The organism is Telluria sp. RT2P19 (genome assembly GCF_059685725.1).
The window spans coordinates 106981-131630 of the sequence record NZ_JCASIL010000016.1; the positions used below are offsets into that span (position 1 = coordinate 106981).

General features: G+C 67.8%; 18 protein-coding genes and 1 pseudogene. 13 read left to right on the top strand and 6 right to left on the bottom strand.

Annotation, left to right across the window (positions count from 1 at the left end):
- Nucleotides 1-18: 18 nt before the first annotated feature.
- A complete protein-coding gene (locus AC56KW_RS19180; RefSeq protein WP_497172266.1) occupies nucleotides 19-1320 on the top strand; it encodes a cytochrome P450 in 1302 nt (433 codons plus the stop codon).
- Here the strand turns inward: AC56KW_RS19180 and AC56KW_RS19185 are convergent.
- Nucleotides 1313-3238 (bottom strand): sensor domain-containing diguanylate cyclase, encoded by a 1926-nt coding sequence (locus AC56KW_RS19185; RefSeq protein ID WP_497172267.1) that lies wholly within the window; start codon nucleotides 3236-3238, stop codon nucleotides 1313-1315. The two genes, AC56KW_RS19180 and AC56KW_RS19185, sit on opposite strands and share 8 nt — an antisense overlap.
- A gap of 249 nt (nucleotides 3239-3487) precedes the next feature.
- Between AC56KW_RS19185 and AC56KW_RS19190 the strand changes: the two genes are divergently transcribed.
- From AC56KW_RS19190 to AC56KW_RS19220, 7 genes and pseudogenes are all read left to right on the top strand, one after another.
- Complete coding sequence (locus tag AC56KW_RS19190; RefSeq protein WP_497172268.1) at nucleotides 3488-3892, top strand: YbaN family protein; 405 nt, start codon at nucleotides 3488-3490, stop codon at nucleotides 3890-3892.
- A 43-nt stretch (nucleotides 3893-3935) separates the two neighbouring features.
- Nucleotides 3936-4400, top strand: a complete 465-nt coding sequence (locus AC56KW_RS19195; protein WP_497172269.1) for an Rrf2 family transcriptional regulator — start codon at nucleotides 3936-3938, stop codon at nucleotides 4398-4400.
- Nucleotides 4381-5298 carry an NAD(P)/FAD-dependent oxidoreductase gene (locus tag AC56KW_RS19200; RefSeq protein WP_497172270.1) on the top strand — a complete coding sequence of 306 codons (918 nt, stop codon included), beginning with the start codon at nucleotides 4381-4383 and terminating at the stop codon, nucleotides 5296-5298. The genes AC56KW_RS19195 and AC56KW_RS19200 overlap by 20 nt, the downstream gene beginning before the upstream one ends.
- Nucleotides 5299-5540: 242 nt before the next feature.
- Nucleotides 5541-6503 (top strand): MBL fold metallo-hydrolase, encoded by a 963-nt coding sequence (locus tag AC56KW_RS19205; protein ID WP_497172271.1) that lies wholly within the window; start codon nucleotides 5541-5543, stop codon nucleotides 6501-6503.
- A 189-nt stretch (nucleotides 6504-6692) separates the two neighbouring features.
- Entirely contained in the window at nucleotides 6693-7007 is a 315-nt protein-coding gene (locus AC56KW_RS19210) for a hypothetical protein (RefSeq protein ID WP_497172272.1), read from the top strand.
- Nucleotides 7008-7523: 516 nt separating this feature from the next.
- Nucleotides 7524-8300: pseudogene (locus AC56KW_RS19215) on the top strand (sensor histidine kinase); the annotation flags it as partial.
- Between the two features lie 59 nt (nucleotides 8301-8359).
- Complete coding sequence (locus tag AC56KW_RS19220) at nucleotides 8360-8875, top strand: response regulator (protein WP_497172273.1); 516 nt, start codon at nucleotides 8360-8362, stop codon at nucleotides 8873-8875.
- A 49-nt stretch (nucleotides 8876-8924) separates the two neighbouring features.
- Here AC56KW_RS19220 and AC56KW_RS19225 read toward each other — a convergent pair whose 3' ends face one another.
- Nucleotides 8925-13037, bottom strand: coding sequence for a CheR family methyltransferase (locus AC56KW_RS19225; RefSeq protein ID WP_497172274.1), 4113 nt, complete (start codon nucleotides 13035-13037; stop codon nucleotides 8925-8927).
- Between the two features lie 274 nt (nucleotides 13038-13311).
- Between AC56KW_RS19225 and AC56KW_RS19230 the strand changes: the two genes are divergently transcribed.
- From AC56KW_RS19230 to AC56KW_RS19245, 4 genes are all read left to right on the top strand, one after another.
- Nucleotides 13312-15324 (top strand): chemotaxis protein CheB, encoded by a 2013-nt coding sequence (locus tag AC56KW_RS19230; RefSeq protein ID WP_497172275.1) that lies wholly within the window; start codon nucleotides 13312-13314, stop codon nucleotides 15322-15324.
- Between the two features lie 231 nt (nucleotides 15325-15555).
- Entirely contained in the window at nucleotides 15556-16713 is a 1158-nt protein-coding gene (locus tag AC56KW_RS19235) for an HAF repeat-containing protein (protein WP_497172276.1), read from the top strand.
- A 49-nt stretch (nucleotides 16714-16762) separates the two neighbouring features.
- Nucleotides 16763-17926, top strand: coding sequence for an HAF repeat-containing protein (locus AC56KW_RS19240; RefSeq protein WP_497172277.1), 1164 nt, complete (start codon nucleotides 16763-16765; stop codon nucleotides 17924-17926).
- A gap of 35 nt (nucleotides 17927-17961) precedes the next feature.
- A complete protein-coding gene (locus AC56KW_RS19245; RefSeq protein ID WP_497172278.1) occupies nucleotides 17962-19137 on the top strand; it encodes an HAF repeat-containing protein in 1176 nt (391 codons plus the stop codon).
- Between the two features lie 35 nt (nucleotides 19138-19172).
- Here the strand turns inward: AC56KW_RS19245 and AC56KW_RS19250 are convergent, their stop codons facing one another.
- From AC56KW_RS19250 to AC56KW_RS19265, 4 genes are all read right to left on the bottom strand, one after another.
- Nucleotides 19173-19853 carry a hypothetical protein gene (locus tag AC56KW_RS19250; RefSeq protein ID WP_497172279.1) on the bottom strand — a complete coding sequence of 227 codons (681 nt, stop codon included), beginning with the start codon at nucleotides 19851-19853 and terminating at the stop codon, nucleotides 19173-19175.
- 35 nt (nucleotides 19854-19888) lie between these two features.
- Entirely contained in the window at nucleotides 19889-20905 is a 1017-nt protein-coding gene (locus AC56KW_RS19255; protein WP_497172280.1) for a proline iminopeptidase-family hydrolase, read from the bottom strand.
- 95 nt (nucleotides 20906-21000) lie between these two features.
- Nucleotides 21001-22002 (bottom strand): alpha/beta fold hydrolase, encoded by a 1002-nt coding sequence (locus AC56KW_RS19260; protein ID WP_497172281.1) that lies wholly within the window; start codon nucleotides 22000-22002, stop codon nucleotides 21001-21003.
- A gap of 272 nt (nucleotides 22003-22274) precedes the next feature.
- Nucleotides 22275-22955, bottom strand: coding sequence for an isochorismatase family protein (locus AC56KW_RS19265; RefSeq protein WP_497172282.1), 681 nt, complete (start codon nucleotides 22953-22955; stop codon nucleotides 22275-22277).
- 554 nt (nucleotides 22956-23509) lie between these two features.
- Here AC56KW_RS19265 and AC56KW_RS19270 point away from each other — a divergent pair.
- Nucleotides 23510-24376, top strand: a complete 867-nt coding sequence (locus AC56KW_RS19270) for an SAM-dependent methyltransferase (RefSeq protein WP_497172283.1) — start codon at nucleotides 23510-23512, stop codon at nucleotides 24374-24376.
- Nucleotides 24377-24650 lie beyond the last annotated feature (274 nt).

Consider the following 24650-nt stretch of genomic DNA (forward strand, 5'->3'; position numbering starts at 1 on the left):
CGCTTCCTGGAGCAGACCGTGACCATCGAGCACGACCGCACTGCCGCAATGGCGGACCAGTCCATTCCCGTACATCGCGCCGTGCCCGGCACCGGCGGCATCGACAACGCGCTGGCCCTGCTCGCCGAAGGCTACCGTTTCATTCCGCGCCGCTGCGAGCGGCTCGGCAGCGACATCTTCACGACCCGCATCATGCTGCGCCAGGCGGTCTGCATGCGTGGCGCCGAGGCCGCGCGCCTGTTCTACACGCCCGACCGCTTCACACGGCGGCGCGCCATTCCACCGACGGTCCTGATGCTGCTGCAGGACTTCGGCAGCACCGAGACGCTCGACGGCGCCGCGCACCGGCACCGCAAGGCGCTCATGATGTCGCTGCTCACGCCGGATTACCAGGCGCGCCTGGTCGCCTGTCTCGCGCAAGCCTGGCGCGCGCGCTTCGCCGCCTGGCCCGCGCGGCACGACGTGGTGCTGCTGCGCGAGGCCGAGGCTGCGCTGGCCGATGCCGCCTGCCGCTGGGCCGGCGTGCCGCTGGCGTCGGGTGAACTTAAACGGCGCACCGAGGAACTGGCGGCGATGGTCGATGCCGCCGGCAGCTTCGGGCCGCGCAACCTGCGCGCGCAACTGCTGCGCCAGCGTTGCGAGCGCTGGGCGCGGTCGCTGATCGACGCGGTGCGTGGCGGCCGCCACCAGATCGATCCCGGCAGTGCGCTGGCCGTGATCGCGCAGCACCGCGACCACGCTGGCCGCCTGCTGGAGACGAAGGTCGCGGCGGTCGAGTTGATCAACCTGCTGCGGCCGACGGTGGCGGTGGCGCGCTTCATCGTGTTCGGCGCGCTGGCGATGCACCAGTTTCCCGAATGGCGCGAGCGCCTGGCCACGGGAGACGATGCGGTGCTGACGATGTTCGCGCAAGAGGTGCGGCGCTACTACCCGTTCTTCCCTGCCGTGGGTGGCCGCGCGACCGGCGACTTCGAATGGAAGGGATTGCGGTTCGCGCAAGGCGACTGGGTGCTGCTCGACCTGTACGGCACCAATCACCATCCCGAACTGTGGCCGGCCCCTCGGCGTTTCGATCCCGAGCGCTTCGCCGCCTGGCGCGACGACGGCCACAGCCTGGTGGCGCAAGGCGCGGGCGACTACCTGAACGGACACCGCTGCCCGGGCGAGCCGGCCACGGTGGAACTGGTGAAATCGGCGCTGCATCTGCTGGCCAGCGAGGCGCGCTACCGCGTGCCGCGCCAGCAACTGCATATCAGCCTGTCGCGCATGCCAACCCAGCCGGCCAGCGGAATGGCGCTGGACACGCGCGGGTTTAATTGACGCGCGTGCGGTAACTGCCCGAAATGCGATTACGCCCATGCGCCTTGGCGTCGTACATCGCCAGGTCGGCGCAGTGCAGCAATGCTTCGGCGGCCGCGGCGGCATTGCCGTCGCCCGCGCCGCAGTCCGGATACAGCGCGTAACCCAGGCTGCCCGAGACGCGCAGGATACGCTCGCCGTCGTCGAAGGGTTCTTCGAGCCGCGCCAGGATGGTGGCCGCCACCCGCTCGGCGTCCTGCGGTTGCTGGCAGCGCGGCAGCAGCACCGCGAATTCGTCGCCGCCGACCCGCGCCAGCGTGTCCGATTCGCGCAGCGCCGCGCGCACCCGCTGCGCCACCATGCGCAGCAGGCGGTCGCCCACCGCGTGGCCGTGGGTGTCGTTGACCGGCTTGAAATTGTCCAGGTCAAAATAGACCAGGCCGACCTTGTGGCCCTCGCGATCGGCGCTCAGGATCGCCTGGCGCATGCGGTCGTGCAGCAGCACGCGGTTCGGCAAGCCGGTGAGCGCATCCTCGTGCGCCATGCGCCGCATGCGCTGCTCCTCCTGCTTGCGCGTGTCGATGTTCGAGAAGGTGCCGACCATGCGCAGCGGCTCGCCGCGCTCGCTCCGTTCGGTGACGGTGCCGCGCGCCTCGATCCAGCGCCAGCCGCCGTCGCGCGTGCGCAGCCGGTGTTCCATCGCGTAGTCGGCAGTGTGGCCGTCGACGTGGGCGCGCAGGGCCGCGCGCACCGCCGGCAGTTCGTCAGGATGCACCAGGCCGGCCAGGCTGTCGGCGCCCAACCAGGACACGACCGTGTGCTCGCTGTCCAGGATGCGCTGGGCGTTCGGCGACAGCGTCACCAGGCCGGTGCGCACGTCGCTGTCCCACACGCCGTCCCCGGCCGCGTTCAGCGCCATCTTCCAGCGCGCCTCGGCCGCGGCCAGCGCCTTCAGTGCACGCCGGCGGCGCTCGGCCGCGCCGATTGCGGCCCAGCCCAGCATGGCCAGTCCGAGCGACACGACCAGGCCCGCGCTGCGCATCACTTCGCGCTGCTGGGCGAAGCGCGCCTCGGCGTCGCGCACCGCCTGCCCGACCGTGACCACCAGGCCATATTCGGGCAGCTTGTGCCAGGCATAGAAGCGCTCGATGCCGTCCAGGCGGCTCGCCTTGCGGAAGGCGCCGCTGGCGCCCCCGCCCAGCAACTGCGGGGCGCCGGGAACCGTCGTACCCATGTGGCGGTTGCCATCCACGCGCGAGCTGCGCGCGATCACGGTCGCATCCAGCCGCATCAGGCTGACGGCGGCATCCGGACCGAGATCGATGCTGTCGTAGAAGCGCAGGAAGTAGTCCGGCTGGACGGCCGCCGCGATCACGCCGGCCAGGCCGCCGTCGGGAGTGCGGATCGGGCGCGTGAACTGGACCATCCACTGCCGCGAGAGACGGTTGCGCTCCGGGCGGCTGACGAAAAGACGGTCGCCGCCGTGCTCGCGGTGGATGGCGAACTGGCGCAGGTCGCCCAGGGACAATCCCTGCGGCGCCGCGGCCCCCCCCACCGCGGCGTCGGTGTACAGCAGCCGGCCTTCGGCATCGGTGACAGTGATGTGCATCGGCACCCGCAGGTGGCGCGCATGCTCGTTCACGCTGCGGGCGAAATCGGCCGGGTCGCGCTGCCAGGTACCGCGCAGCTGGATCAGCGACAGGTCGACCAGTGCTACCGTCGCCTTGACCTCTTCGGAGAAGGCGCGCGACAGGTTCTGCACATTGGCCTTGCCGCCGCTTGCGGCCAGCGCGGCGAAGCGCGCCTGCTCCACCGCCACCCCGCCCCAGACGAGGGCCAGCATCAGTGCCAGATAGAGCGCGAACTGGCGCAACACGCGCCGGTGGAAATAGCCGCCGAACCTGGCCGCGAAGGGATTGGACGATGTGGAATAAGGCATGGAAGACGATGGCCGGCACGCGCCAGGCGACAATCGGGCAGCAGGAGAAAAGCATGGTCGGGCGTTCAACGATCGATGCCGCTGCCGAACAGATGCGCCCACCGTTGCATCGAGCATTATACCCATTTTGCAAATATTAGTTGCAAAAATGAACTAAAAGTTGCACTTTACTATGAAGTGCATTTGCCTCATTGGAGCGACGACAGGCTGTTGCACCTATGCTCGCGCGCTGGGTGCTAGAGTGGCGGCATGAAACTGTTCTATAACGTGGCCGGGGTACTGGCTGTCCTGCTGGGCATCCTCGGCATCTTCCTGCCCCTGCTGCCGACCACGCCCTTCCTGTTGCTGGCCTCGGCCTGCTTCGCGCGCGGCTCCGAACGCCTGCACCGCTGGCTGCTCCGGCATCCCGTGTTCGGGAAATACCTCGCCAACTTCGAGGCCGGGCACGGCATTCCACTGAAAGGCAAGATCGTCGCCACCGTCATGCTGTGGGGCTCGATGGCCTGGTCGACCCGGCATTTCAATAGCGTCGCGATCCTGCTCATGATGATCGTGATCGGCGCCTGCGTGAGCACCTATATGTGGTGGTACCTGCCGACCTTGAAACTGCCGCCGAAGACCGGCGCGGTCGAGCAACCGCGCACCGAACGCTGATAAACGGCACACCGTCGCGGTTTTTTGTACTATCATTAGTTACATGAAACGCGACAGCAAACTTTCTTCCGTCCTCCACGTGCTGCTGCACCTGGCCCACAGCGACCGCCCGATGACCTCGGAGCAGATGGCCGCCATGCTCGACACCAATCCGGTACTGGTGCGGCGCGTGCTGGCGGGCCTGCGCGAGCGCGGCTATATCAGTTCGGAGCGCGGCCATGGCGGCGGCTGGTCGATCACCTGCGACCTGGCCCGGGTCACCCTGCGCGACGTCTACGACGCGGTCGGCGCCCCCACGGTGTTCGCGATGGGCAACCGCAACGAGCACAGCGCCTGCCTGGTCGAGCAGGTGGTCAACGCCTCGCTGGCGGACGCTTTCCAGGAAGCCGAGGCGCTGCTGGTGAAACGCCTTGGCGACGTGACGCTGGCCGACCTGTCGCGCGATTTCAATCGCAGCTACGACAACCATCCACACCGAAGGCCCGACCATGAACACCAACCCGACTGAATTCGACGCCATCGTCATCGGCGGCAGCTATGCCGGGCTGTCGGCCGCCCTGCAACTGGCGCGCGCGCGGCGCAAGATACTGGTGGTGGACGCCGGCCAGCGCCGCAACCGCTTTGCCAGCGATTCGCACGGGTTCCTGACGCGCGACGGCCAGCCGGCGGCCGCCATCGCAGGCCAGGGCCGCGTCAACGTCGCCGCCTATCCGAACGTGGCTTGGCATGACGGGCTGGCGCAGGACGCCCGGCCTGATGCCGACGGCTTCGTGGTCGAACTCGGTGACCGAAGCAGCGTGCGCGGCAAACGCCTGGTGCTGGCCACCGGCGTGCGCGACGAGCTGCCGCCGATCGACGGCCTGGCCGAGCGCTGGGGCCAGAGCGTATTCCATTGTCCGTATTGCCATGGCTATGAATTGAACGAAGGCCGGATCGGCGTGCTGGCCAGCGGCCCGCTGTCCGTCCACCAGGCGCAAATGCTGCCGCACTGGGGCCAGGTAACCTTGTTCACCAATGGCGTATGCCCGCTCGACGCGGCGCAACGGGCCGATCTGGCGCAGCGCGGCGTGCAGGTCGACGAAACGCCGGTCGCGCGCCTGGCCGACCATGCCACGGTGGTCCTGGCCGACGGCCGGCACGAAGCGATGGCCGGACTGTTCACCTTCGGCCGCCTGCACATGGCCAGTCCGATCGCGCAGCGACTCGGTTGCGCCTTCGAGGACGGCCCCATGGGCCCCTATATCCGCACCGACGAGGGCCGCCAGACCTCGGTGCCGGGCGTCTTCGCCGGCGGCGACGCCATGCGCGCGGCCAGCTCGGTCGCGCTCGCCGTGGCGGATGGCGCGATGGCCGGCGTCGGCGCGCACCGCTCGCTGCTGTTCGGCCTGGCGCCAGCCCGGCACTAGGCGGTTCGACAGCCGGCAGCGCCATCGATCGAATCGAGTACCTGGGCGGTGGCGTCGCCCGCCGCGGGCGCGTCAAGAATGGCGTCACAGTGCATGTCGTTCTCGTGGTTCAACGGGGCATGGTCGCCCGGCTGGCGGCGTTCCCGCCTCGCACGACACGTGGTGCACACCGGGTTCTGGCTGCGCGACGCCCAGGGCGGTGTTGCCGGATAATGGGGTTCGTCATCCCGCCAGTACACTTCATGGAACTCATCTTCCTGGGCACGTCGTCCGGCACGCCGACCCGGCAACGCAATATGTCCGGCCTGGCGCTGCGCCTGCGCGGCGCGCGCTCGTGGGTGCTGGTCGATTGCGCCGAAGGCACGCAGCACCGCATCCTGCGCACCCCGTTATCGGTGATGAGCCTGCGCGCCGTGTTCATCACCCATATGCATGGCGACCACTGCTACGGCCTGCCCGGCCTCTTGGCCAGCGCCGGCCTGCTGGGCCGCAGCGAACCCTTGACGATCGTCGGTCCGCCGCCGCTGCGCGCCATGATGGAATGCATCATGCAGGCCAGCGAATTGAACTTGCCCTACCCGCTGGCCTGGTGCACGCCGGACGCCCTGGCGCAGGGGCCTTTGCTGCCCGAGTTCGCGGTGGACGCCGCAGCCCTGTCCCACCGCATACCGTCCTGGGCCTATGGGTTCACGGAGGCCGCGATCGAGCGCCGGCTCGATACGGATAAACTGCGGGCGGATGGCGTTCCCTCGTCGGCACTATGGGGCGAGATCCAGCAGGGCCGCGACGTGGTGTTGCCCGATGGGCGCGCCGTCAGGGCGCATGACTATCTGCTGCCGCCGCGCCGTGCGCGCCGCATCGTGGTGGCGGGCGACAACGACCGCCCCGACCTGCTGTCCACCAGCGCGCATGGCGCCGACGTGCTGGTGCACGAGGCAACCTATACCGAGGAGGTCCTGCAGAAGATCGGTCCCGGTCCCCGGCACAGTTCGGCCATGCGGATCGGCCTTTTTGCACAGCAGGCCGGGGTGCGCAACCTGGTGCTGACCCACTTCAGCCCACGCTACCAGGAAGGCGGGCCGCTGCCGCTGTCGCTGCTCGAGGACGAGGCGCGCGCCCAGTACAGCGGCCAGCTGCTGCTGGCGCGCGACCTCGATCACTACGTGCTGGACCGCACCGGCGAGCTGCGGCGCGCCGTCGAATAGACGCTACTCGCGCTTGTCGGTCCGGGCGCCGACGCCGGACGCGAAAGCCCGCGCGCCACCGCAGGGCGCCACGCGGCGGCTCCTGTTTCGAACTGGCCGGGCCCGACCGGCGCCGGCGCCAGCGCCGCGGGCGGCAGCGATCGACGCAATGCGCCGATCCGGCCGCCACATTGGCATAACCATATAGTCATGAAAATTCGTGCCTATCTCCTGCTCATGAGCGGCGCCATCGTGCTGCCGATCGCCATCTTCGCCGCCGTGGCGCTGGAAACCCTGCTGCGCTCCGAGCGCGACGCGGCCCTGCACGCCATGAAGGAAGCCGCCGACGCCACCGCCCTGCTGGTGGACAACGAACTGGGCAGCGCCGAGGCCGCCCTGCGCGTGCTGGCGCTGTCGCCGCACCTGGCCAATGGCGACATGCGCAGTTTCTACCGCCATGCACGCACCGCCGACCGCGGCGACCGCGGTCGCACCATCCTGTTCCTGGCAGCGGCCAGCAGCTGATCAACACCGTGGTGCCGCTCGGCGCCAGGCTGCCCCCGCCGCCCGACTACGTGCGCGTCCGCACCCGCCAGGTCATCGAGAGCGGCCGGACCGTGGTCTCGGGCCTGATCAAGGGCGCGGTGCAGCAGATCCCCGTCACCACCATCAACATCCCGGTGCCGATCGACGAGGGCCGCCGTTATGTGCTCGGCTCGGTATTCTCGCCGGATTACTTTTCCAGGGTGATCGCCAGGCGCGCCGTGCCGGGCAGCTGGAAGCTGTCCGTGATCGACCGCGAAGGCCATGTCATCGCACGCGGGCGAACCGGCGCGGCTGGGCAGCGCCGCCAACCCGCGCCTGATGCAGGCCACCGCCGGCCGCCAGCATGGCCTGGTGCGCTTCGACACGCGCAGGGGCGTGGACAGCTACCATGCCTTCACCCGCTCGCCGCGGTCGGGCTGGATCGTCACCGTCAGCGTGCCGGCCGCCGAGATCGACGGCACCGCGCAGCGCGCCGTCATGCTGGTGGCGTGCGGCATGCTGGCTGCCCTGCTGGTGGCGGCCGGCGCCGCCGCGCTGTTCGGACGGCGCCTGGTGAATGCGACCGATAGCGCGGCCGCAAGCGCGACCGCCCTCGGCCACGGCAAGCTGCCGCTGCAGCCGCGCACCGGCATCGCCGAATTCGACCACCTGCAACGCTGCATCGGCGAAGCCGGCCACAAGCTGGCCGAGGCCGAAAGCGAACGCTCGGCCCTGCTGCAGCGCGAACAGGAGGCGCGCGCGCTGGCCGAGCAGCAGGTGCGCATCCGCGACGATTTCCTCGCCATGCTCAGCCATGAGCTGCGCAATCCGCTGAGCGGCATCGTCGGCGCGGTCCAGCTGCTGCGCATGGACAATCCGGCACCGGCGCTGAAAAGCCAGGCCCAGGACATCCTGCTGCGCCAGAGCCGCCACCTGACGCGCATCGTCGACGACCTGCTCGACCTGGCGCGTTTGGCGCGCGGCAAGGTCAAGATCGAGATGGAGCCGGTCGAGCTGTCCAAGGTGGTCGAGGCGACGGTCGCCGCGCTGCGCGTGGCCGGCCGCGTCGACCATGCGCTGACGACCCGCCTCGCGCCGGCCTGGGTGCGTGCCGACCGTACCCGCATCGAGCAGGTGGTGAGCAACCTGGTCACCAACGCGCTCAAGTACACGCCGCCGGGCGGCGCGATCGACATCGCGCTCGAGGCCAGGGCGGGCGTGGCGCTGCTGACGGTGCGTGACGACGGCGTCGGCATCGCGCCCGAGCTCATGCCGCGCCTGTTCGACATCTTCGTGCAAGGCCAGGTGTCGCTCGACCGCGCCAAAGGGGGCTGGGGATCGGCCTGTCGCTGGTGCGCAGCCTGGTCACGCTGCACGGAGGAACGATCGATGCCGAGAGCGCCGGCGTCGGCCATGGCAGCACGTTCATCCTGCGCCTGCCGCTGCTGCAACACGGCGCGGACCCGGCGCCGGCCATCGCGGCGGCGCCGACCGGCGCGACACGGGCCGCGCCCGCCACGGTGCTGCTGGTCGAGGACAACGAGGATGCGCGCCGCATGCTGGCGGCGCACCTGGCGGCGTCAGGCTACCGCGTGCTGGAAGCGGACAACGGCATCGACGGCCTGGCGCTTGCGCACGAGGCCAGGCCCGAGGTGGCGATCCTGGACATCGGCCTGCCCGGCCTGGACGGCTACCAGGTCGCGGCGCGCCTGCGCGCCGATGCCGCCACGCGGCCGATGCGCCTGATCGCCCTGACCGGCTATAGCCAGCCGAGCGACCGCAGGGATGCGCTGCAGGCGGGCTTCGACGCCCACCTGGTCAAGCCGGTCAAGTTCGACGAACTGGCCAGCGAACTGGCCGGCGCCTGAGCGGCCAGCGCCCGGCGCAAGCGCCGGCGCGTGGACGGCACACGACGCGCTATTTCTTGCGCGGCATCAGGTCATGCACGACCGCATTGAGGCGCTCGACCGACATCGGCTTGCCCAGGTGGGCCGAGAAGCCCGCCGCCCGCGCGCGCGCGATATCGGCATCGCGCCGCATGCCGGTGATCGCGATCGCCGGCAGGTGCGCGAGCTTCGGCACGGCGCGAACCATGCGCAGGAATTCGTAGCCGTCGATCTCGGGCATGGAGATATCCGAGATCAAGAGATCGACGTCGTGCTGCTCGAGGATGGCCAGCCCGGCCTTGGCGCTGGTGGCCTCGAACACGATGGCGCCGCTCATCTCGAGCAGCGACTTGAACACCATCAGCATGTCTTCCATGTCGTCGACCACCAGGATGCGCAAGCCGCACAGGTCGTCCGCGCCACCATCGCCGCCGCCGCCTGGCAGGGCCTTGTTGTCGAACAGCGGCAGCCACACCGAGAAGCATGCACCCTTGCCCTCGCCTTCCGAGCTGGCCTCGACGCGGCCGCCATGCAGGGCCACGATCTCGCGCACCAGCGCCAGCCCGATGCCCAGGCCGCCCTTGGAGCGCGTGGTCACGGCCATGCTCTGGCCATACATATCGAATACGTGCGGCAGGAAGGATGGCGCAATGCCCTGGCCCGAGTCGCGCACGTCGATCCGCACCGATTCGCCCTCGTGCGCCAGGTGGACGTCGATGTGTCCGCCGCTCGGGGTGAACTTGATGGCGTTGCTGAGCAGGTTCATCACCACCTGTTCGATGCGCACCACGTCGGCCAGCACCGGCAAGCCATCGGCGCCACCGGAAAAGACGATCTCGATACCGCCGGCCGCCGGATCGTTGCGCGCCGCCTCGACCAGGTCTTGCAGCAGCACATCGAGCACGACCGGTGCCATGGTCAGCGTCAGTTTTCCGGTGCGCACCCGCGACATGTCCATCAGGTCGTCGATGATCTTGGCCTGGCTCATGACCGAGCTGCGGATGATCGATGCGGCGCGCATGAATTTCTGCGACTGGCGCAGTTCGGGCATGCGCGAGAGCAGCTCGACGTTAATGTGGATCATGTTCAGCGGATGGCGCAGCTCATGCGACATCACCGCCAGGAATTCGTCCTTGAGCGCCGCCGCGCTTTCGGCGTCGCAGCGCACCGACTGCTCGTGGTTCAGGGCCTGTTCACGTTCCTTGCCCTGTCGCTCGCGCTCGGTTTCGTCGCGCGCGATCTTTGCGTAGCCATAAAAGTCGCCATTGCGAAGGGGGGTGGTGACGCCGCTGCAATAGAAGCGGCTGCCGTCCTTGCGCAGGTGCCAGCGCTCGTCCTCGGCCCGGCCGTCCTCGAGGGCGCGGCGCAGTTCGTCCTGCGGCACGCCGGCCGCCACGTCGTCGGGCAGGAACAGCGGCTCGAGCGTACGGCCGTGCATCTCGTCAGCGGTATAGCCGAACAGTGTTTCGGCGCCCTTGTTCCAGCTGGTGACGCGCCCTTCCTCATCGAGCGTGACGATGGCGTAGTCCCTGGCGCTTTCGGCCACCATCCGCATGCGCGCCTCGCTGGCGCGCGCCTGCTCCTCGGCCTGGCGGCGCGCCGTGATGTCGAAGTAGATCATCACCGCGCCTTCGATGCGGTCTTCGTTGGTACGGTAGGGCAGCAGGCGCACGATGTAATAGCGTCCATCGTGGCTGCGTACCTCGCGCTCGACCGGGCGCAAGGTCTCGAAGGTGGCGCTGACGTCTTCCGCCAGCTGGTCGTAGTCGAGCTTGTGGGTCAGGTCGAGCAGCGAGCGGCCGACATCGGTCGCGATGATCGAGAACAGGTCGGCCGCGCGCGGCGTGAAGCGCTTGATGCGCAGGCCGCTGTCGACGAAGATGGTGGCGATGTCGGTCGACGCGATCAGGTTGTTCAGGTCGTCATTGGCCTTGCCGGTCTCCTCGACCTTGACCTTGAGCTCGTAATTGACCGTCACCAGCTCTTCATTGACCGACTGCAGCTCTTCCTTGCTGGTTTCCAGTTCTTCGGTGGCCGAGCGCAGCTCTTCATTGATGGCCTGCAATTCTTCGTTGGAGGCGCGCAGCTCTTCGGTCGAGATCTCGGAATACTCGATCGTCTCTTGCAGCTGCTCGCGCTTGCGCTGCAGCTCGGCCTCGAGCTGCGACAGCACCACGTCATGGCCGCCGCTCGGGCGCGGCGCCACCACCGCGCCGTCCGCCTCTTCCACGCGCTTGAACAGCACCAGCAGGTAGTCGGCCTCGGCCTCTTCGTCGCGGAAGGCGCGCACCGTCGCGGCGACCGTCCCCAGCGACGGGTCTTCGCTCAGGTCGACCGGCTGGCAGGCGACGCTGCCGCCGTTCTGCGCCACCTGGTACATGGCCGAGCGCAGCTCCATGCGCAATTCGGGCAGCACCAGCGCCAGCAGGCTGCGCGACGGTTCGCCGGCGGCCATCCGCAGGTATCTGCCGGCCTGTTCGGCGACGTGCACTAGGTTGCCCTCGCGGTCGACCACCACCGAAGGCGGCGCAAACCGCGCCAGCGCGCGGTGGTGCATCTCGGCATAGGTGGCGGTGCGCTTGCCGGGCGGCTTGGGCCGGCTGATCTCGGGCAGGCGCACGCCATAAAGGGCCGACGACGGATTGTCGTGATGCGCCTGGCGCCCGTCGGTACGGGCGCGGTAGATGCGGTTCTTCTTATCGACCGGAATGAAATACTCGGCCACCGACTCGGCCGACTCGGACGAGCCCAGGAACAGGTAGCCGCCGGCCCTGAGCGCGAAATGGAAGGTCTGCAACACACGCACCTGCATGTCGCGGTTCAGGTAGATCAGCAGGTTGCGGCACGAGATCAGGTCGAGGCGCGAGAACGGCGGATCGCGCAGCAGGTTGTGCGAGGCAAACAGGATGCGGTCGCGCAAGGTCTTGCGAATCTGGTAGCGCTCGTCTTCGCGCTTGAAATACTGGCGCAAGCGCGTCGGCGCCACGTCGGTGATGATCGAACTCGGATAATTGCCGCTGCGCGCGGTGTGGATCGCTTCTTCATCGATGTCGGATGCGAACACCTGGAAGGCCGGCGCTTTTTCCATCAGGGCCGCCTGCTCGGCCATCAGCATCGCCAGCGAATAGGCTTCCTCGCCGGTGGCGCAGGCCGCGACCCAGGCCCGCACCTCGTCGCCGACGCCGCGGTCCTTGAACAGCTCGGGCATGATGTCGCGCTCGAGCGACTCGAATGCTTCGCGGTCGCGGAAGAAATTGGTGACGCCAATCAGCATATCGTCGAGCAAGGCCTTGTTCTCCGTGGCGTCGTGGAGCAGCAGGTCGCGGTAGGCCGGCAGCGTCGGCGACTGCTTGACCTGCATCCGGCGCTCGATCCGGCGCAGCACGGTGGCGCGCTTGTAATGGCGGAAATCGTGGCCGGTGCGCATCAGCAGCGAGCCGATCACCTCTTGCAGGGCGGCCTCGTTCTCGGCTTCCTGCTCGGGCGGTAACGGCGCGTGTTCGTTCACCGCCTCGAGATTGCCGGGAATCGGCAGCTGGATGCGCTTGGCGTTGTCCCACAGGTCGATCAGCTTTTGCGGAATATCAGCGACCGGCAGGATGAAGTCGGCCGCGCCGGTGCGGATCGCGGCGCTGGGCATGCCCTCGTGCTCGGCGTCGGCCGGCGATTGCACGATGGTCACGCCGCCCTGCTCCTTGATCCGGCTGATGCCGACGGCGCCGTCGGTGCCGGTGCCGGAGAGCACCACCGCGATGGCGCGTTCGCGGTGCACCTGGGCCAGCGTGCGGAAGAACAGGTCGATCGCCACGTGCTGGCCGCGCGGACGCTGCAGTGCCTCGACGATCAGCATGCCGTCCGACATGGTCAGGTGCACATTGGGCGCGATCACATAGACGTGGCCGGGCTCGATCTTGACGCGCGAGGTGACCTGGACCACCGGCAGGCGCGTGGTGCGCTGCAGGATGGCGTCGGCCGCGCTCGGATGCTTGGGCGACAGGTGGAGGACGACGACGAACGCCATCTCGTGCGACACAGGCATGCCTTCGAACAGCTTCTGGAGGGCCGGCAGGCCGCCGGCGGAAGCGCCGATGCCGATCACGGGGAAAGGCAGGTTGCTCGGGACGACGTCGGGCTCGGTTGGCATGACACTCGTCATGAAAGCGGTATCGGACATCGTTGACTCAATCGTTGGATTGACTGCGAGTCTAGACGAATAGAACACAGATGTGGACGAAATGTGAAAATAGAATTAAGATTTTGTGTCGGTGGCAACGGATTTGACATTTGCTTACACGTGCGAGCCTACCGTGCGTTCACACTGCGCCGCCGACAGTAGACTATTGTTTTATTCGCTCGCGCTCCCGGACGAGCGTCGACAGGAGCTGGCCTTGGCGCCCGAAATTACTTGCGCAGCAAGCGTGCCCGTCCCGTTTCCGGTCGTCGGTATCGGCGCCTCGGCCGGCGGCTTTCGCGCATTAAATTCCTTGCTGCAAGCCATGCCTGCCGATCCGGGCATGGCGCTCGTGGTGGTCCTCCATCTGGCGCCGAACGAGCACAGCGCTGCAGACCGGGTGCTGCAACGCGCCACCCCCATGCCGGTGGCGCAGGTCACGCACACGACCCACATCGCGCCGGGAACAATCTACGTCATCCCGCCCGGCCGCGGCATGACCATGCGCGACGGCCAGCTCGTGCTGGCGGACCCCGTTGGCGGCGCCAGCCCGCCGATAGCGATCGACATGTTTCTGCGCAGCCTGGCGCTGGCGCAGCGGGAGCATGCCATTGGCATAGTCCTGTCCGGCATGGGGTCGGACGGTACTGCCGGCCTGGCCAGCATCCGGGACGCCGGCGGCGCCACCCTGGTGCAGACGCCGGCCGATGCCGAGTTCGACAGCATGCCGCGCGCCGCCATCGATGCGGGCGTGGCCGGTTTCGTCCTGGCCGCCGCCGACATGCCGCGCAAGCTGCTTGCGCTGCGCGACCGCGCCTTCCCGGTCCGGTGCGGCCCGGCGCCGGCCGCCGTCGCAGGCGCAGGCGAAGGCGTGCCGGCCAGCGCTGCGCGGGACCGCTCGCCGTCGATGCTGCAGGCTGTTCCCGCCCCGGCGCCGGGCGCTGGACGGACGCGACCGTTCTCGTATGGCGATATCCACCTGCAAAAAGTCGCCGAACTGGCCATTCCCAGCGTCCTGCTCGATACCGACGGCGGCATCGTCCACGTCTCGGAAGGCGCCACGCGCTTCCTGCGCCAGGCCGGCGGCGAACCCACGCGCGAACTGGCCGCGCTGGTCCTGCCCCCGCTGCGGCTTGCTTTGCGCGCGGCGCTGTACCAGGCGCGCAACAGCGGCCTGCGCAGCGTGACCGGGCCGGTGCGCTTCGAGCACGGCGGCAAGGTCCAGGTGGTCGACATGATGGTGCTGCCCTTCCATGACCGGCATGCGGCCGCCCGCTTGATGCTGGTCCAGTTCCTGGAGACCAATGACAGCCCGCCCGCGCCCTCGGCCGCCGTCACCGCGCATGACAGCATGCTGCTGGGCCAGCTGGAGCTGGAACTGCGCAACACGCGCCGGCAACTGCTCGACACGATCGAGCAGGCGGAACTGTCGAGCGACGGGCTGCGGACCGAGGGCGAAGAGATGCACACCCTGGTCGGGCAGCTGCACCGCGCGATCACCGAGCTCGAGGGCGAGCGCGAAGAACTGTACAGCCGCAACCTGGCTTTGGCGCTCGATAACCAGGCGCTGCAGCGCCGCGCCGAAGAAGCCGACCGCGCTCACGACGACCTGCGCAACCTGGTCTCCTCGTCCGGCGCGGCCACCATTTTCCTCGACCGCGCGATGCGCATCCTGCGCTTCACGCCGCGCATCGCCGACTTCTTCAATGTGCGGCCGGGCGACGTCGGGCGCCCGCTGCGGCACATCACCAACCGCCTCGATCGTCCGCAGCTGGCCGACGAGGCGGCCTGCGTGTTCGACACCTTGCAGCCCATGGAACGCGAGGTGCGCACCGCCGACGGACGGGCCTACATCGTGCGCGTCCACCCCTACCGCACCACGACCGACCGGATCGAGGGCGCCGTGATGACCTTCTTCGACATCACCAGCTGGCGCTGCGCCGAGAATGCGCTGCACGACAGCGAGGCGCGCCTGCGCAGCCTGCTCGACGGGCTGGCCGGACAGGTCTGGGAAAGCGATGGCGCGCAGCCGGATCCCGCCTGGCTCGACGCCGTCCATCCCGACGAGCGCGAAGCCGCGCTGCAGGAGTGGCAGGCAGCGCTGGCGCGCAGGGGCATCCTCGAAACCCGCTGCCGGATGCGCGCGGCGAATGGCGGCTGGCGCCGCGCCCGGCTGCGGACGGCCCCGCTGCTGAACGTGGATGGCAGCATCCGCAAATGGGTGACTATCGGCGTCGATATCGGCGACGACCCGCATTGACGCCGGCCGGCACCGGCATTACGCGACGCAAACGATGGCGGCGTCCCGCCTGCTCACATTCCTCTCACCAATCCATTCCGGGCGCGTGTTGACCGATTCGGCATGCGCCGCCGGTGTCTACCCGCTTTCGTTTGCGCGGCGCCAAACGCGGTGCAGAACGACGGCGTAACTTGATCGACGGGCCGCGTCCTTCAGCGCAAGCCCCGGTTCATCAAGGAGATCACTATGTCGATGAGAAATTGTTTAGCCTTGGTCCTGTTCGCCTGCGCGACCGGGCTGGCCGCCGCCGCCCCGGCCTACCCCGAATACCGGGTGACGATCGTTGGCCCGGCCGGCAGCAACGCCGCCGACATCAACCAGGCCGGCGCCGTGGTCGGCGCCTATCCGGTCGGCGGCACCATCCATGGCTTCATCAACCGCGGCAAGGGCCTGGTCAGGCTGGGCGCGCTGGGCGCGTCGAGCGGTGCGGTGGCCGTCAACGACAGGGGCGAGGTGCTCGGCAACTGGGTCGCTCGCGACGGCCGCATCCGCGGCTTCATCTATTCGCGCGGCAGGCAGCGCGATATCGGCGTGATCGGCGGCGGTTCCATCTATCGCGACATCAACAACGCCGGCTACACCATCGCCACCGGCTACACCGACAGCGACCCGAGCGGCTACCTGCGCGCGCCGAACGGCAGCTACCGGAATATCGGCCACCTGCCGGTCGAGCATCCCATCACCGACGTGTTCGCCCTCAACAACCGCAACCAGGTCGCCGGCAAATCGGGGCCGCTGGTATTCCCGGAACAACCCTACCGCGCCGTCATCTGGACCAGAGGCAAGCTGCGCGACCTGGGCGACCTGGGCCTGACACCCAACAGCGCCAACGCGATCAATGACCGCGGCCAGGCCACGGGCTTCGCCGCGGTCGATACCGGCGGCCCGCACGACCGCGTGGCCTATTTGTACAGCAACGGGCGCCTGGTGAGCATCGATGACCTGGGCGGCGCCGACCTCAAGTACAGCGAAGGGGTCGGCATCAACAACCATGGCCATGTCGTCGGCTACAGCGACACCCTGCAAGGCTTCGTCTGGCGCGGCCGCAAGATGCAGAGCCTGAACACGCTGGTCGACCCGCGACCGGGCTGGAACATCGCGGGGGCGCAGGCCATCAACGACGCCGGCCAGATCGCCGCCACCGCCGTCCGGGGCGGCGTGCAGTATGCGATCCGGCTCGACCTGATCCGGCCGCACGGCCTCGCGGCGCCGGTACTGGACGCCGACGGGGCAGCCGAGCCGGCCGCCATGACGCCGCCGCAGGTGGCGGCGCTGGCGCGGGCCGAGGCCGACGCCGACGCCGACACCGACGCCGAGGAACGCGAACGTGTGCAGGCGGTCGCGCAATGAATGGCGCGGCGCCTGCCGCGCCGCCAATCCCATCCACCAGGAGTTCGTCATGCACGTGCATCGCTTGTCGCTGGTCATGCTGTCGTTCGCGGTGGCAGGCAACGCCCTCGCCTACCCCGAATACCGGGTGACGGTGGTCGGCCCGGCCAACAGCTGGGTCTACGGCATCAACAACGCCGGCGTGGTGGTCGGCGACTATCCGGTCGGCGCCAACCTGCGGCGCGCCTTCCTCAACCGCGGCAAGGGCCTGGTCGACCTGGGCGCCCTGACAGGCATGGAGAGCGCCGCCACGGGCATCAACGACCGGGGCGAAGTAGTTGGCAACTGGCGCAGCGCCGATGGGGTGCAGCGTGGTGTCATCTATTCCTGCGGCAAGGCGCGCGACATCGGCGCGATTCCCGGCAGCCACACGCGCTATACCGACATCAACAATGCCGGCTACATCACCGCGGCCGGCCGCGACCCGGCCAACCAGGAAACGCGCGGCTACCTGCGCACGCCGAATGGCGCCTTCATCGCACTGGGTGCGATCCCGTGGGACGGCAGCGGCGAGCCCGAGACCGTTCCCGCCGCGCTCAACAACCGCAACCAGGTCACCGGCCGGTCCGGGCGCTCCAACGCGCCGGAACCGGGATACCGCGCCTTCGCCTGGAGCCGCGGCGTGATCCGCGACCTGGGCGACCTGGGTTCCACGCCCAACACGGGAAACGCGGTCAACGACCACGGCCAGATCACCGGCCAGGCCTACCTGCCCGCCGGGCCGCGCGACAGCGCCGCCTTCCTGTACAGCCACGGGCGCATGGTCAGCATCGATACCCGTCCCGTTACCGAGTACAAGCTCAGCGCGGGCCATGGCATCAACAACCGCGGCCACATCGTCGGCGCCAGCGACCACCTGTCGGGCTTCATCTGGCGTGGCAAGCGCATGGAAAGCCTCAACGCGCTGATCAATCCGGCTTCAGGCTGGGACATCACCCACCCCGTGGCGATCAACGACGCCGGCCAGATCGCCGCCATCGCGACGCGCGGCGGCGTGCGCTACACGGTGCGGCTGGACCTGGTCCGGCCGCATGTCGAGCCGGCGCCGGCGCTGGCCCCGGATGCCGAGGCCGACATGCCGACCTTCCCGGCATCGCCGGCGCTGGAGGCGGCGCTGGCCAAGGCCGAGGCGCAGGCCCAGGAACGCGAGGTGGCGCGGCCGGTTGCACAATAAGTGTCCCACCTGCTCGTCAACCCAAGGAGATCGTCATGCACATGCGTCATCGTCTTCCCCTCGTCCTGATGTCGTTCGCCCTGGCCGGCGCGGCCGCCGCCGCAGCTTACCCCGAGTACAGGGTCACGGTGGTCGGGCCGGCCGACAGCACCGCAGCCGACATCAACAACGCCGGCGTGGTGTTCGGCTACTACCGCTTTTCGCCGACGGCCAGTCACGCCTTCCTCAATCGCGGCAAGGGACTGGTTGACCTCGGCACGCTGGGGGGTACGGACAGCGTCGCCGTCGCCATCAACGACAAGGGCCAGGTGCTGGGCCAATGGACCACCGGCGGCGGCCAGCAGCGCGGATTCGTCTACGATTGCGCGACGCTGCGCGACATCGGCACGATCGGCGGCAGGATCACCACCTGGCGCGACATCAACAATGCCGGCTACATTGCCGCCTTCGCCGCCGATGCGCCAGCCACTGACGGCACCACCAGCTTCCTGCTCACACCGAACGGCGCCCTCACCGCCCTTGGCGACCTGCCGAACGACTATCCGGACGCGCCGCCCATCACCTTTGCCGCAAGGCTCAACAACAAGAACCAGATCGCCGGCGCATCCGGCCCGCTGACGTTCCCCGACCAGCCGCTGCGCTCCTTCATCTGGACCAGGGGCGCGCTGCGCGACCTGGGCGACTTCGGCTCATCGCCCGACGGCGCGCTGGCGATCAACGACCGCGGCCAGGCCACCGGCTACAGCTCGGTGCCGGAAGGCTTTCGCAACCGGGTGGCGTTCCTGTACAGCCGCGGGCACCTGGTCGACATCGACGGCCGCCCGCCGAGCGCCGAACGCTCGAGCGAAGGCACCGGCATCAACTACCGCGGGCATATCGTCGGCAACAGCAACCACCTGTCCGGCTTCATCTGGCGCGGCAAGCGGATGCAGAGCCTGAACGCGCTGATCAATCCGGCGCTGGGCTGGGACATCCGTGATCCGCGCGCCATCAACGACGCGGGACAAATCGCGGCCAATGCATTTCGCAATGGCGTGCGCTATGCGGTGCGGCTCGACCTGATCAAGCCGCATGGCGATGCGCTGCCACCGGCGGAACATGACGAAGAGCCGTCGGTGGAGACACCGCTGTCGGCCCAGGCGGTGGCGAAACGGGCGCGCGAAGAAGCCGACGGGGTGGCGAAAGAAACAGCGAAACCCGTGGCCCAATAAGGCGGCACGAGCGTACGCCGTTCGACAGGCCCGCCTTACTTCGCGTCGGTCGCTTCGGCGGCGCCGGTCGCTTCGGCCGCCTCGTTCCTGGCAGCCCTGGCCCGCTTGAGGGCGGTCTCGGGATCCAGGCCCGCCATGATCAGGTTGATGATCTCCTGCTTGTCTTCCTGGCCGATCCACTCGCATTCCTTGCGGTGCGAACAGAAATAGGCATACCAGGACACGTCGGCAGGACGTTCCTTGCGCGGCTTCAGGCGCGCCGGCACGGCGGCGCGCTGCAGGTCGGCGAATGCGGACAGCCGGGCATCGGCGGCCGACCAGTCGAAGGCGGCAACGGCATGCCTATCGGCGTCCCAATCGCCGCTGTAGGCGGGGCCGGGCCGCATGGTCGCCGGATTGACGGCGAGGCAGCTCAGCCTGGGACAGGCATGGGCGGCGCAGAAGGCGTCGACGAACAGCAGCTTCATGCCGATGCCGAGCGGGACCGCCCGTCCCAGCGCCACGTCCTTCGGGTGCAGGGAACGCGCCAGGGCCAGCAAGTCCTGGTAGACGATCGGCGCGCCCTGGGCCGACCTGGCGTGCTGCGCGAGGGCCTCGAAGACGCGCACGCCGACGTCGATATCGTTGACGGTGAACTGCTGCGGTGGTCTGGCATTGCCGGTCATGCGCGCCTTCTCTGGACGTGGTCGATGGTCGCCATTATGCATGATCGCCATGCGGGCAAGACCTGCCGCCCGACAAGTGCCGCGGCTCACACCTTGCCGAGGAAGCCCAGCAGGTGTGAAAAATAGGCAGCCTGCGCATCCCACATCGCCAGGTGGCTGCCCTCCTCGCAGATCGCCGCCCGCGCGTTCGGCATCAGCGACGCCATCCTCCTGACATCGTCCGGATGCATCTCGTCGTACTGGGCGCCAAGCGCCAGCGTGCGTACCTTGATCTCGTGCAGGCGGTCCCAGCGCTCCCAATCCTTGAGGTTGCCGTCGATGACGAATTCGCTCTTGCCCTGCATGCGGTGATAGATGGCGGGATTGACGCGGCCGAAGGCGCGCGACACCGCCTCCGGCCAGGGATCGAGGCGGCAGATCGCCTTGGGATACAGGTGTTCCATCATGATCGCCTGGTATTCCGGCGCATCATAGGCGTCGCGTGCCTCCAGCGCTTCGAGCTCCGCCAGGACCTTCGGCGGCAGCTGGCGCTTGATTGTGTCGAGGTTGCGCAGCACGGACTGGATGCCGGCCGTCATGTTCGAGATCACCAGGCCGCGCAGCCGGTGCTGGTGATGCAGGGCGTACTCGATGCCAAGCAGGCCGCCCCACGAATGGCCATACAGAACGAACTTGTCCAGCCCCAGGCCGGCGCGCACTTCCTCGAGTTCCTCGAGATAGCGCGGCAGGGTCCACAGCGCCGGATCATGGGGGCGATCCGAGTTGCCGCAGCCGAGCTGGTCGTAGTAATACATCTCGATGCCGGCCTGCGGCAGGAACGATTCCATCGCTTCCAGGTAGTTGTGCGAGAAGCCCGGGCCGCCGTGCAGCAGCAATACCTTGACCGGGCCGCTGCCGATCCGCTTGGTCCAGACCTTGTATTTGCCGCCGAGGACAGGGACCATGCGGACGCCGGCCGTGCGGATGCCGGGTGGATTCAGGCCGTCCGGCCTGGTGACGGTGATTTCTTCCGGCCTAGTACTGGCCGGCGCGGCGGATGCAGAACTGGTGGAAAGGATGGAAGCGGCGGCGGTGCTGGCGGCGATGAAGTTTTGGCGGTTCATGCTGGTGGGTGCGAGGGGGGGAAAACGGGGGCGTCGGTGATAAACCGCTGTTCGCGGGCATGCCGGCGCCGCCCGCGGACAGCACTGTTGTCGACTCAGCGCTTGACGGTGCGGCCAAGGAAGTCGCGCATCAGGTGCGCGATCCGGTCGCCATCCTCTTCCAGCGCGAAGTGGCCGGTATCGAACAGGTGCACCTCGGCCTTGGGCAGGTCGCGCTTGTAGGGTGCGGCGCCTTCCGCAGGGAATATCTTGTCGTTCTTGCCCCAGACGATCAGCATCGGAGGCTGATGCTTGCGGAAGTAGGCCTGCCAGCCCGGATAGAGCGGCGGATTGGTGCCATAGCTGTAGAACATCTCCAGCTGGATCGCCTTGTTACCCGGGCGGTCCATACCCGCCTGGTCGATCACGGCCGAATCGGGGCTGACGTGGGTGGCCGGGTCGCGGTAGCCCTCGGAATACTGCCAGCGGGTGGCGTCGGCTTCGAACAGCGGTCGCAGCTTGGCCGCGTTGGCTTCGCTCTTGTCCTTCCAGAACGCCTTGGCTGGCGCCCAGAACGGATTATCGAGGCCTTCGTCATACGCGTTTCCATTCTGGACCACGATGGCGCTGATCCGGTCGGGATGCGCAGCCGCCAGCCGGTAGCCGATCGGCGCGCCATAGTCCATCACGTACATGGCGTAGCGCGTCAGGCCTACCTTCGTCGTGAACTTGTCGATCGTCGCGGCCAGGTTGTCGAAGCTGTAGGTGTAGCGGTCCATGGGCGGCTGGTCGCTCTGGCCGTAGCCGGGGTAGTCGGGCGCGATCACGCGGTAGCGGTCGGCCAGCTTCGGGATCAGCTCGCGGAACATATGGGACGAAGTCGGGAAGCCATGCAGCAGCAGGATCGCCGGCGCATTCTTCGGTCCGGCCTCGCGGTAGAAGATCTTGACGCCGTCGATATCGACTTTCTTATAGCTGACGGTGGCGGAAGACCGTTGCGCCGTGGCCGCCTTGGCATCAGGCGCCGCGGCATGGGCGGGGTGGATCAGGCTGACGGCCAGCAGCGTGGCGCCGGCAGCGAGCGCAAGACTCATATGGGGGAAATGAAGAGCGGTCATGATCAATCCAGTTCAGGTTTGTTGACAGGTGGACGAGGCGTCGCTGGCGGAGCCACCTTGGCGAGGTGACGCTTGCAGTGTCGCTCGCATGCGCAGGCAGGAGAATTGGTATCGAACGCAATTGACTGTTACGGAACCGGCAATGATGTTGATCATGGTGTTGCCTGGGCGCGGAAGTTGGCCAGGACCGGCGCGCACGAGGCCGTCGGCCCGGACCGGCGAATGATCGCCGGCCCGGGCCGACGGCCATTGAACGAACATCATGTGAAGCGCTAAGCGGCGTCCCTCGCCGCCTGCTGCGCGCGCAGATAGCTTTCCATCACGGCCACGTAGTTTGGCGCGGCGAGACCATAAAGCCGAGCAAGGTCGGCAGCCTCCGGCCGCGCCCAGGTGCGGTGCAGTTCCGACAGCAGCGCATTGGTCGTCGTCGGTTTCACGCCGCCCTGGACGAATCGGGCCAGGGACACGCGCGACGCCATCTCGCTCGGATCGCCCGATGCATCGATGACGGCGTAGACATCGTATCCAGCCGCGCACGCATCAAGAGCGGGAAACATCACGCAGACACTGGTCCAGACGCCAGCCATCACGAGGGTCTTGCGGCCGGTTTCGCGCACCTGCGCCACGAAATCGTCGTTGTCCCATGCGTTGACTTCGCCTTTGCGTGGAACGTAGACGGCATGTGGCGCGAACTCATGGATTTCAGGCATCAATGGACCGTTGGAGCCGGCGGGCTCCGACGCCGTGGTAATCACCGGGATTTTCAACAAGGTACATAGTCTTGCGATCATCTCGACATTGCGCCGCAGGTCGGCAACCGCGATATCCTTCACCGTCTGGAAGAGACCGGATTGATGATCGAGCAGCAGCACCAGGGTGTCGGCGGGATCCAGGAGCGTTGCGCCGCCGCCCGAGGCCAGCACACTGGATTTCGGCTTGGTAGATTCTTGCATGATGGGGTTCCTTTACTGAAGATCGTTATCGTATGCATCAGGGGATGGGCTTCGCTCGTGAAGTTCGCGCGAAGACGGGACTACGCCATGCGCCAGTTACAAGGATCGAACAGGGCGGCGCTGGGGCTCGGGCCTTACCGGCACGAAGCGTAGGTAGTGTAGTGCTCGGGGACAGGGACGATAATCGTCCCCGGGCGCAATGGAGTGTTACGGCTGGGGCAATAGCTGCTTCGTGAGCGGCGCCGACTGAAACGCAAGCGGAAGATAAGCTCGCACGACACGCGACCTCGCGCCGCGATCCATTCGTGATCATTGATCGCGCTACTGGCTGGCGGGCGGCGTGGTCAAGCGGCGCGCGTCTACCGCAATGACGCCGCATGGCGCATCCGGCCACGGCCTGGCGGCGTATCTCAGTGTGAAGCCCTGTCTTTCGCCCCTTCCAATCGAACGCCGACGGCCTGTGAGCACGATCGGCCAATGGCCGACATCCAGCCGGCATCGCGCGGGTGCGTCGCCCTGCCGGGCGGCCCCCACCTCATCCAAGGAGTATCAACGTGTCAGAAGCAATTTCCGATCGCATCCATGAACTAAGCCGCGCCGCGCGGATGCTGGCGGTCATCGGTGCAGCGCTCAAGCTACGCTCGGGCAAACTTGTCGATGGCGCCGTCGACGACCAGATCAGGGCGGGACTGCGCCTGGCGTTGGGAAACGCGGCCATGGACCTCGACGACGCGGCGATCGCGCCGCTGCTCATCGAGATCGAGATGGCGTTCGTGGAGAGCGGCGAACTGTTCAGGGATCCCGCGCGCACGGCCTCATGGCAGGTTGCGGATCCCGGCCATCTGCAGGCGATGGGACGCGCCTCCAGCAACGCATTCGACCGTATCCTGCGCCTCGCCGGGACACGGCCTTCCTTGCGCGAAGCACTATGGGGCGTCTTTCTCGACGTCGGCACCGGGGTCGGCGGCGTCGCACTGCGGGCCGCGGAGACCTGCCGTGATCTCCATATCGACGCCATCGACATCTGGGAGCCCGCCCTGCGCCTGGCCGCCGAGAACGTGGCCGCCAGTGCGCACGCCTCGCGCATCGGGCTGCACCACCTCGATGTCACCGAATTGGCGCCGGGTCCGCGCTACACGCTGGCCTGGCTGCCCACCATGTTCATGAAGCGTGCTGTCCTGGAACAGGCAATCGACCGGATCACGGCCGCGTCGCGCAGTGGAAGCTGGCTGGTGGCTGCGCTTTACACCAGTCCGGATGATCCGTTCTTGGCGGTGATGTCGTCGCTGCGCACGCTGCGCAGCGGAGGCGAGGTCACGGAGCCGACGGAGCTTGCGGCGCTGCTGCGCGCGCGCGGGTATGTCGATATCGAAGTGGATGTGGCGCCGATAGCGACCTTTGTCATGGGCAGGCTGCCTTAGCCCCCCAGCCTTGCCCACCAGGGGTTCATTCGGCCGAGCTCGAAGATATGCTGGAGCCGGATGTGTGCTGATGCGCCCATCGGAAAATAAAAAGGACTTAGGTTTCTTAACCTAAGTCCTTTATTTATTGGTAGGCCTCCCGTGAGTCGAACACGGCACCCCCCGGTGTCAGACTAGTTGTCGCCTCTAAATTTCCCCCAGAGGTAGAGGCGCAAGATGAAAGCAAGGTATTCTCCGGCATTTGTAGAACAGGCCCTGGTCAAGGTATTCTCGC

Bases quoted from the DNA above. Each gene is read 5' to 3' on its own strand.
- AC56KW_RS19185 (WP_497172267.1), bottom strand. From the start codon at position 3,238: ATGCCTTATTCCACATCGTCCAATCCCTTCGCGGCCAGGTTCGGCGGC.
- AC56KW_RS19190 (WP_497172268.1), top strand. From the start codon at position 3,488: ATGAAACTGTTCTATAACGTGGCCGGGGTACTGGCTGTCCTGCTGGGC.
- AC56KW_RS19195 (WP_497172269.1), top strand. From the start codon at position 3,936: ATGAAACGCGACAGCAAACTTTCTTCCGTCCTCCACGTGCTGCTGCAC.
- AC56KW_RS19200 (WP_497172270.1), top strand. From the start codon at position 4,381: ATGAACACCAACCCGACTGAATTCGACGCCATCGTCATCGGCGGCAGC.
- AC56KW_RS19205 (WP_497172271.1), top strand. From the start codon at position 5,541: ATGGAACTCATCTTCCTGGGCACGTCGTCCGGCACGCCGACCCGGCAA.
- AC56KW_RS19210 (WP_497172272.1), top strand. From the start codon at position 6,693: ATGAAAATTCGTGCCTATCTCCTGCTCATGAGCGGCGCCATCGTGCTG.
- AC56KW_RS19225 (WP_497172274.1), bottom strand. From the start codon at position 13,037: ATGCCAACCGAGCCCGACGTCGTCCCGAGCAACCTGCCTTTCCCCGTG.
- AC56KW_RS19235 (WP_497172276.1), top strand. From the start codon at position 15,556: ATGAGAAATTGTTTAGCCTTGGTCCTGTTCGCCTGCGCGACCGGGCTG.
- AC56KW_RS19240 (WP_497172277.1), top strand. From the start codon at position 16,763: ATGCACGTGCATCGCTTGTCGCTGGTCATGCTGTCGTTCGCGGTGGCA.
- AC56KW_RS19245 (WP_497172278.1), top strand. From the start codon at position 17,962: ATGCACATGCGTCATCGTCTTCCCCTCGTCCTGATGTCGTTCGCCCTG.
- AC56KW_RS19250 (WP_497172279.1), bottom strand. From the start codon at position 19,853: ATGGCGATCATGCATAATGGCGACCATCGACCACGTCCAGAGAAGGCG.
- AC56KW_RS19255 (WP_497172280.1), bottom strand. From the start codon at position 20,905: ATGAACCGCCAAAACTTCATCGCCGCCAGCACCGCCGCCGCTTCCATC.
- AC56KW_RS19260 (WP_497172281.1), bottom strand. From the start codon at position 22,002: ATGACCGCTCTTCATTTCCCCCATATGAGTCTTGCGCTCGCTGCCGGC.
- AC56KW_RS19265 (WP_497172282.1), bottom strand. From the start codon at position 22,955: ATGCAAGAATCTACCAAGCCGAAATCCAGTGTGCTGGCCTCGGGCGGC.